General features: G+C 36.2%; 7 protein-coding genes. All 7 read left to right on the top strand.

The features are described from left to right. The first annotated feature begins 1,298 nt into the window (after window positions 1–1,298). Window positions 1,299–1,649, top strand: a complete 351-nt coding sequence (locus tag U8D43_RS18965; RefSeq protein ID WP_335872734.1) for a lmo0954 family membrane protein — start codon at window positions 1,299–1,301, stop codon at window positions 1,647–1,649. Between the two features lie 15 nt (window positions 1,650–1,664). Beyond that, window positions 1,665–2,315 (top strand): PspA/IM30 family protein, encoded by a 651-nt coding sequence (locus U8D43_RS18970; protein WP_335872735.1) that lies wholly within the window; start codon window positions 1,665–1,667, stop codon window positions 2,313–2,315. Window positions 2,316–2,738: 423 nt separating this feature from the next. Next, window positions 2,739–3,464 (top strand): cell wall-active antibiotics response protein LiaF, encoded by a 726-nt coding sequence (gene liaF / locus U8D43_RS18975; RefSeq protein ID WP_335872736.1) that lies wholly within the window; start codon window positions 2,739–2,741, stop codon window positions 3,462–3,464. After that, complete coding sequence (locus U8D43_RS18980) at window positions 3,461–4,495, top strand: histidine kinase (protein WP_335872737.1); 1,035 nt, start codon at window positions 3,461–3,463, stop codon at window positions 4,493–4,495. The genes liaF and U8D43_RS18980 overlap by 4 nt, the downstream gene beginning before the upstream one ends. Beyond that, entirely contained in the window at window positions 4,488–5,120 is a 633-nt protein-coding gene (locus tag U8D43_RS18985) for a response regulator transcription factor (protein ID WP_335872738.1), read from the top strand. Before U8D43_RS18980 ends, U8D43_RS18985 begins: the two co-directional genes overlap by 8 nt. A 267-nt stretch (window positions 5,121–5,387) precedes the next feature. After that, complete coding sequence (locus U8D43_RS18990; RefSeq protein WP_335872739.1) at window positions 5,388–5,828, top strand: hypothetical protein; 441 nt, start codon at window positions 5,388–5,390, stop codon at window positions 5,826–5,828. A gap of 819 nt (window positions 5,829–6,647) precedes the next feature. Next, window positions 6,648–7,043 carry an NUDIX hydrolase gene (locus U8D43_RS18995; protein WP_335872740.1) on the top strand — a complete coding sequence of 132 codons (396 nt, stop codon included), beginning with the start codon at window positions 6,648–6,650 and terminating at the stop codon, window positions 7,041–7,043. Window positions 7,044–7,244 lie beyond the last annotated feature (201 nt).

Genomic DNA, 7,244 nt, shown 5'->3' on the forward strand with positions numbered 1-7,244 from the left:
TATCGGAGAAACGTGATGATTTAAATTGAGCATTTATTTTCATCGGTGCTTTTTAAGGCACGTCTTAGTGGCTAGGGACTCGGGCATTTGTCAGCCGCCTCAGGACGAGCGACGAGCCACTGTTGGTTTGGAATAAAGTTTGTTCAAAAACATGTTACAAAACTTAATATTTTCACTAACAAAAAGAAGCCATTTTGAAAAAAATTGATCAAAATGGCTTCTTCACCAGAAAATTAATTATTGGTTTTTGTAAAAAAGATCGATCACTTTCATTTATGATCTTCGACAATCGCGCTCGATCGCTGAACAAACAGAAACTCATGTAAAGTATCTAATCCCTTGGAACACTAATAGTATGAAAGCAAGAAGTCTATAAATTAGCCAATTGTCAAAATTCTTGCTCTCACCTTTTTTGAAAGGTGTGCGCCTGTAATAAAAAGAATACACTATTATAAGAACCATTAAAATCGTAAGTACCAATTGATCATTTGAATTATCTCCATCAAAGAAAATTATTACTAGCAGAATGAACAAGGAAAAATAAATGATATTGAACACATCTTCAATAATTTTGTTTTTACGCATACAGTAACCTCAGATCCAAAAAAATTAATGTTGTGTTTATTATAAAATGACTACTATCCCTCTTAAAGTGTCCTTGTTGAACAAACCTAAGTTGTTATTTAATGTACACCTCTTCACAGTATCCTTTAAGTTTAGCATATTATCGATTTTCTTTACTATAGTAATAGGAAAGCTTTTGAGGTTATCGTCAGCTTTTCCCCCATCTAGTGGCTATTTCGCCACGTTATCAGCTTACAAGGTTGAACTAAGCGTTACTTCCTCATTCGACTCATCGATGTAGTCCTTCAGTTTTCAATTTAAATGGCCCTATTCTTGAATAACTATATTGTCGTTCAGATTTTCTATCTCTAATTATAAAAATCCCTTTGGATATATATCGAAAGGGTAAAACGTCGTATCTTTTTTATAAGCATCGCGACTTTATTCAAAAAATCGCATCTTCTTTATAAACATTGTGACTTTATTTCAAATCTACAGCCACTTTCGCATTTCTTGATCTAGCTGCAGTGGCTCTGAGGCTCGGGTCAAATGAATAACCCTCCAGTGATGCAGGCATCACCTCCGAGTTTCTCATTTGCCTGCCGCCGCAGGACAGCCACTTTCGCTTTTCTAAATACTTCTCTGGTCTTAGTTGTTTTTCTATCTTGGGGTCGTTATGGGATTTTGGGATTGGAGGTAAGATGTAAATAAGATAACGAAAGGAGGAAGCAGAGATGAAGAAATTTGGTTTAGCTGTTCTTGGGATAGTAGCAGGGATTGTGTTGATTGCCAATATCGGACCTATGATCGGATTAGCAATTAGTTTGGTGATTCTGTACTTCTCGTTTAAAGAGTTTATGAAAACGGAGTCCACAGGAGCTAAAGTTTTCTGGGCAGTCGTTGGATTAATTGCTTTAAGTATGACCGCAGCTAGTGCACCAGCAATATTAGGTGTGGCTGCAATCTACATTTTATATATTGTGTATAAAAAGTGGAATCAAACTAAAGAAAAAGTTGTTCGAGAAGAGGCGGATCCATTCACTAGTTTTGAAAAAGAATGGGCAAAGTTAAAACAAAACCACTAAAAGGAGAGAGTGACCATGGCAAACTTATTCAAACGAATTCGTCACACTGTAGAAGCGGATTTAAATGAAATTCTTGATCAAAAAGAACAAAATAACCCGATCGCGCTATTAAATCAATACTTACGTGATTGTGAAAAAGAAGTAGAAAAAACAAGAAAGCTTGTGGAAAGACAGTATCTTTTAAAACAAGAGTTTATGAAGGAGCTACAAGAAGCTCAATCATTGGCTACGAAAAGACAACATCAAGCGGAAATTGCTGAAAAGGCAGGAGAACAAGAGTTGCATGAATTTGCTCAGCGGGAATATCTTGTGTATCAAGAGCGTTCTCAACGTTTAGAGGCTTCTTGTGCTAATGCATCTCAGCAGCTAGATGAGCTTGAGCGAAAGTACGAAGAAATGAAGCATAAATTGAAAGACATGCATATAAAACGTATGGAACTAATGGGAAAAGAAAATATTACAAGAGCTCATTACAAAATGAATCAAATGCTCGATGAGAACAAGCTGGAAAAGCATGCGATTCCACGCTATGAGGAAATGGAAAATTACTTAGAAAAGCTTGAGCATCATGTCAATAGTTCTTTCCATCGTCATACAATCGATGCGAAAATTGCTAAGCTAGAAAAAGACCTACAAACGAAAGAGTCAGAATCTGTTTCTTCTTAAATACTTAAAAATGCATTAAAGAAGATAGATAAAATTTTGAGTAGCGTTTCTTACAATTTTACGAACTCTTATTGAACAAAAAGTGGTATTCTAAAAAGGCGTAGTGCTTCTGCGCCTTTTTATCCCATTGACTTTATTCTCTAACTCTTACTGTTCTTAGTTAGTTACTAAAGGCTTTTTTCGTATATATTGTTGCGATTTCACCTAATGTTAGATTCAATCCTTGATTCTGTTGTTTATATTCATCAAAAATAGACAAATAACATCCGAAGCAAAACTATCTAACAGTATATTGACTGGTTCCAAAGCAACAATCTTTGCGAAAACAGCCTTATTTAAAGAGAAATGAATTGTAAGGAAGACAAATGTATAGAATGTGATGAGGATATTTGCAAAGCAACTACAGAAATAGGAGGTCTCCATGTGAATATAAAAGCTGATTTTATAAGCTGGACAGTGTTAGTCGGCATCATTTTACTCTTACTTGAAATATCCTTTAATGATGGAGGACCATTTTTCTTATTGCTTATTAATATCGGATGCATTTACTATGGTCGGAAAAACTTCAAATCTACTTTTGGAAAAGTATTATTTTGGTTCGGTTTAATTAGTTTTATCATTACTATTTTGAATACGATGGCCTTTAAGTTCTGGCTTATGGCGATACTAGTGTATGTGATTGTCAGATATGCTCAGTCCAAAGAAATCCCGCACCTCATCAAGCCTGAAGTTCAATTAGATGAAGGTGTAAAGCGTGATGAAATCATTCGTTCTCAACCGCTATTTCAAAATAAATGGATCGGTTCTCAAGAAACAACTGAGCATGTGTATGAATGGAATGATATCAATGTTCAAGGTGGCATTGGAGATACTGTGGTCGATTTGAGCTATACCGTTTTACCTAAAGGCGAAGCTGTTATTTTTCTTCGTCACTTTATTGGAAATGTGAAGATATTCATTCCGTACGAAGTAGAAGTGAGTTTGCAGCACTCTGTGATTGCGGGTGCAACGAATATTTTCGGAGTGGAAGAAAAAACCAATTTCAATAAAGTCTTTCGATATAAAACAGCCTCCTACCAAGAAGCCACTTCTAAAGTGAAAATTATGACTTCATTAGGGATAGGTGATATAGAGGTGAAAAGAATATGAGTTTGCTTCAGCGTCATACTCTTTTCATGATTGTTGTGTCATTTGTAGTCGGCATATTTCTTATTGTTGTTGCTTTTTTTGCATTTCCGCTCCCTACTTGGACGGAACTTTTAGAAAAAACCATTTTGGATATCCCTTTTTTGCTCGCTTTACCCGTAATGCTATTAGTGATCGGCTCACTTTTCGGTATGGTCTCGGGCTTATATTGGCGAAAAAAATGGCAACAAATTGAATCGTCGATTAAGCAACTCCAACAAGGAGTACATGTAAATGCTATGTCAATAGGAACGAAGGAATTAGATAACATATCTCACCGACTGTTGGCGATCGACAAACAAATCACAGAACAAAGAAAACAAGCGCAAAAGCTCGCAAATGAAAAGGCAGAGGATCAAGCAAAACAAGTACAACAACTCGTATCGCAAGAACGAAATCGTCTGGCAAGAGAACTTCATGATTCGGTGAGTCAACAACTGTTTGCAGCATCAATGCTTATGTCTGCTATAACTGAAACAACTGATCGTAAGGATTCAAAACAACTAAGTATGGTCGAAAAAATGATTCAGCAAGCTCAACTAGAAATGCGAGCACTTCTGCTTCATTTACGACCTGTTGCCTTAAAAGGAAAAACGTTAAAAGCAGGTGTGGAAGAGCTTCTGATGGAACTCATCCAAAAAGTTCCGCTAGCCATTACATGGAAGGTGGAAGAAATGAAGTTAGATAAGGGGATTGAAGATCACTTATTCCGGATTCTCCAAGAATCCGTATCCAATACCCTTCGTCACGCGAAAGCTACTTCACTAAATGTTTTGCTCATTGAACGAAATGATATGCATATTCTACGAGTGGAAGATGATGGGGTTGGCTTCGATGTAGAAGAAACGAAAGCTGGTTCCTATGGATTACATACGATGAAAGAACGAGCGGTTGAATTAGGAGGATCCTTGAAGATCATTAGTCTTCTCAACCAGGGAACCAAGTTAGAAGTAAGAATTCCAAAACTGACCAATGGAGGAGAAGAAAATGATTAGAGTAGTATTCGTCGATGATCATGAAATGGTACGAATTGGGGTATCGTCCTACTTGTCGTCTCAACCGGATATCGAAGTAGTGGGGGAAGCGGATAATGGTTTGACGGCTATCGATCTCGCCTTAGAGCTGAGACCAGATATTATCTTAATGGATTTAGTTATGAAGGAAATGGACGGGATTGAGTCCACAAAGGAAATTATTAAGCGATGGCCAGATGCGAAAATTATCATCGTAACGAGCTTTATCGATGATGAAAAAGTCTATCCTGCTCTTGAAGCGGGAGCAACGAGCTATATGCTTAAAACTTCTAAGGCGAGTGAAATCGCGAATGCTGTTCGCAAAACTTATAGTGGACAAACGGTGCTCGAGCCAGAAGTCACTGGAAAAATGATGACAAGAATGAGGTCCGGCAACCCTATTTTACCTCATGAAGAGTTGACGAATCGTGAAATGGAAATCTTACTATTAATATCGGAAGGAAAAACGAATCATGAAATTGCTGATGAACTCTTTATTGCACATAAAACCGTAAAAACTCATGTAAGTAATTTATTAAGTAAGTTAGGCGTTCAGGATCGTACTCAGGCTGTCATATATGCGTTTAAGCACTCTCTTGCCAAATAAAAAAATCTCAGCCTGTACGAGGCCACTGAAAAAATAAATACTTTTAGATGAGCTAATGCTTTCCGTCGAAATACAGAAGATAAAACAAGCCAAGAACCTATATATAGTAGGTCCTTGGCTTTTTTTCTCTAATAATACACTTTTTCAGTGGCCTCGCCTGTACTGGGGTTTTTTATTTGGATAAAAATACAATTAGAATTTAGGTTTGTTTATCCATAGTTAGGGATATTCTAATAGTAATAGATAAATACTAAAGGGGGAAAAACAATGAAAACATTCACAGGTAAGGCAGCCATTATCCTATTAGTCTTATTCAGTGTTTTTACACATACATATACAGCTTCAGCCGTTACAAGTGAATCTAGCAATCTAGAAAAAACTGAAGAAAAAAATGTGATTGAACTTGGAATGAATCAAAGAGAAGTCGTTAAGGTACTAGGGGATTCTTACGAGGAAGTGTACGGAAAATCCTTGAACTCAAATTGGCGTTTTGATATTACATCAACAGATTATTCGTTCAAAAGTGACGGAAGGGATACGGTGGATTTAGAAGCCGTCTATTCGGGAGAAGTTGAAAAGATTGTTTTTGTTGAATGGGATAACAATAAAGTTCAGTCATTTATCGTGTATACAAAGGCAGAGGCTGGGGTAGAAGAAAATCGAATCTTTCCAGATGGAACCGAAAAATCGATTGTGATTTCACTATAGAAGGAGAATAGTATAAAAGAAGCAAAAACCTTTACGTACTAGGTTCTTGGCTTCTTTTATGTTGAGGGCTGATTAAGCAAAGTTTGTTGCTTTTCGAGCTAGTCTATTTTGGCATCGTTAAATTATTTAGCTTATCGAAGAAAAATCAGCCTATAAACATTATTGAGAATTAAAATGTTTTTTCATATGGTAGAAGGTGGAGTTTCTATAAAAAATAACCTATTTTAAACAAGCTGTTGATTACTGCTACAGAACGCTCGTTTACCGCCCCAATCAACTCTTCAAAATACAACCAAAATAAAAAAGGTAGTAAGCTTGTGAAAATGCTAAAATCGTATTTTCATCTCGGGGAATAAGTGTTAAATCATCTGGTTTCGTATCATTTATTATCTAGATAAAAGATAAGCACGAGTGAATTCACCCATTTCTAACTACTATAGCCACAAAGATTATGAAACGCTGTTTTCGCAAAAATTATGGCTTTTCGAATTAGCCCTCAATTCGTGATGAAGGATGACTTCGGGCATCTTTTCGCATCATTTTTAACTCGAAAGGAGGAAAGAAAAGAGTGTTTCCATCCTTTTTTGTATGCTACAGCAACAAAGTATGCGAAAAGAGCAATGTTAAGTAAATTCAACTTCATCTATATAGTGGTAGTCTAAGGCTGTGTTATCAAGTGGGATTGAATTACATTGTTACTCCATTAAAGGCCAGATAATTGAATAAGGGATTGTGCAAATCAGGTTAGTTTGAAATAATTTGTATTAAGTTAAGGGCAGAATTCATTAATAAAACTATGTTGATGTGGAGGAAACGGTATTGCGAGATAGATCTTCAGTAGTAATCATAGAAAGTAAAAGGATTGGACTAATTAGAAGAATTAGAGAGGGAAATGTATATTATGTTTTTCCAGGTGGAGGAATAGAAAAAGGAGAAACACCAGAAGATGGAGCCAAAAGAGAAGCATTAGAAGAGTTGGGAGTAGAAGTTAAGGTGAATGATTGTATTGCAGAGGTTGAATACAACGGAACTCAATACTTTTTCCTATCTGAAATAATTAATGGAGAATTTGGAACTGGACAAGGTGAAGAGTACATCGGCGAAAATAGTGGTAGAGGAACATATTTGCCTACATGGATTGATTTACATAAATTATCATCTATTGATGTTAAACCTAAAGAAGTTGCTTTAAAGGTTCAAGCCTTATTCAAGTAACAGACGCAATTGTAGAATAAGATTAAGACATCCCAAGATCATGGAATGTCTTTTTTTAAGGCTCTTTTATACGAAAATGGGTTTTGATGCTGATTTTGACACAAAAAAGCACCCTCCCTAAAATGGAATGACCATTTTTAAAGATTGGCTATGGCACCATTACTTGATTTAAGCTGGTTTTGATTTTTGGATATCTACCTC

It is taken from the genome of Bacillus sp. 2205SS5-2 (assembly GCF_037024155.1).
GTDB lineage: Bacteria > Bacillota > Bacilli > Bacillales > Bacillaceae_K > Bacillus_CI.

Coding starts and splice junctions, on each gene's coding strand:
- U8D43_RS18965 (WP_335872734.1), top strand. CDS start 1,299: ATGAAGAAATTTGGTTTAGCTGTTCTTGGGATAGTAGCAGGGATTGTG.
- U8D43_RS18970 (WP_335872735.1), top strand. CDS start 1,665: ATGGCAAACTTATTCAAACGAATTCGTCACACTGTAGAAGCGGATTTA.
- U8D43_RS18980 (WP_335872737.1), top strand. CDS start 3,461: ATGAGTTTGCTTCAGCGTCATACTCTTTTCATGATTGTTGTGTCATTT.
- U8D43_RS18985 (WP_335872738.1), top strand. CDS start 4,488: ATGATTAGAGTAGTATTCGTCGATGATCATGAAATGGTACGAATTGGG.
- U8D43_RS18990 (WP_335872739.1), top strand. CDS start 5,388: ATGAAAACATTCACAGGTAAGGCAGCCATTATCCTATTAGTCTTATTC.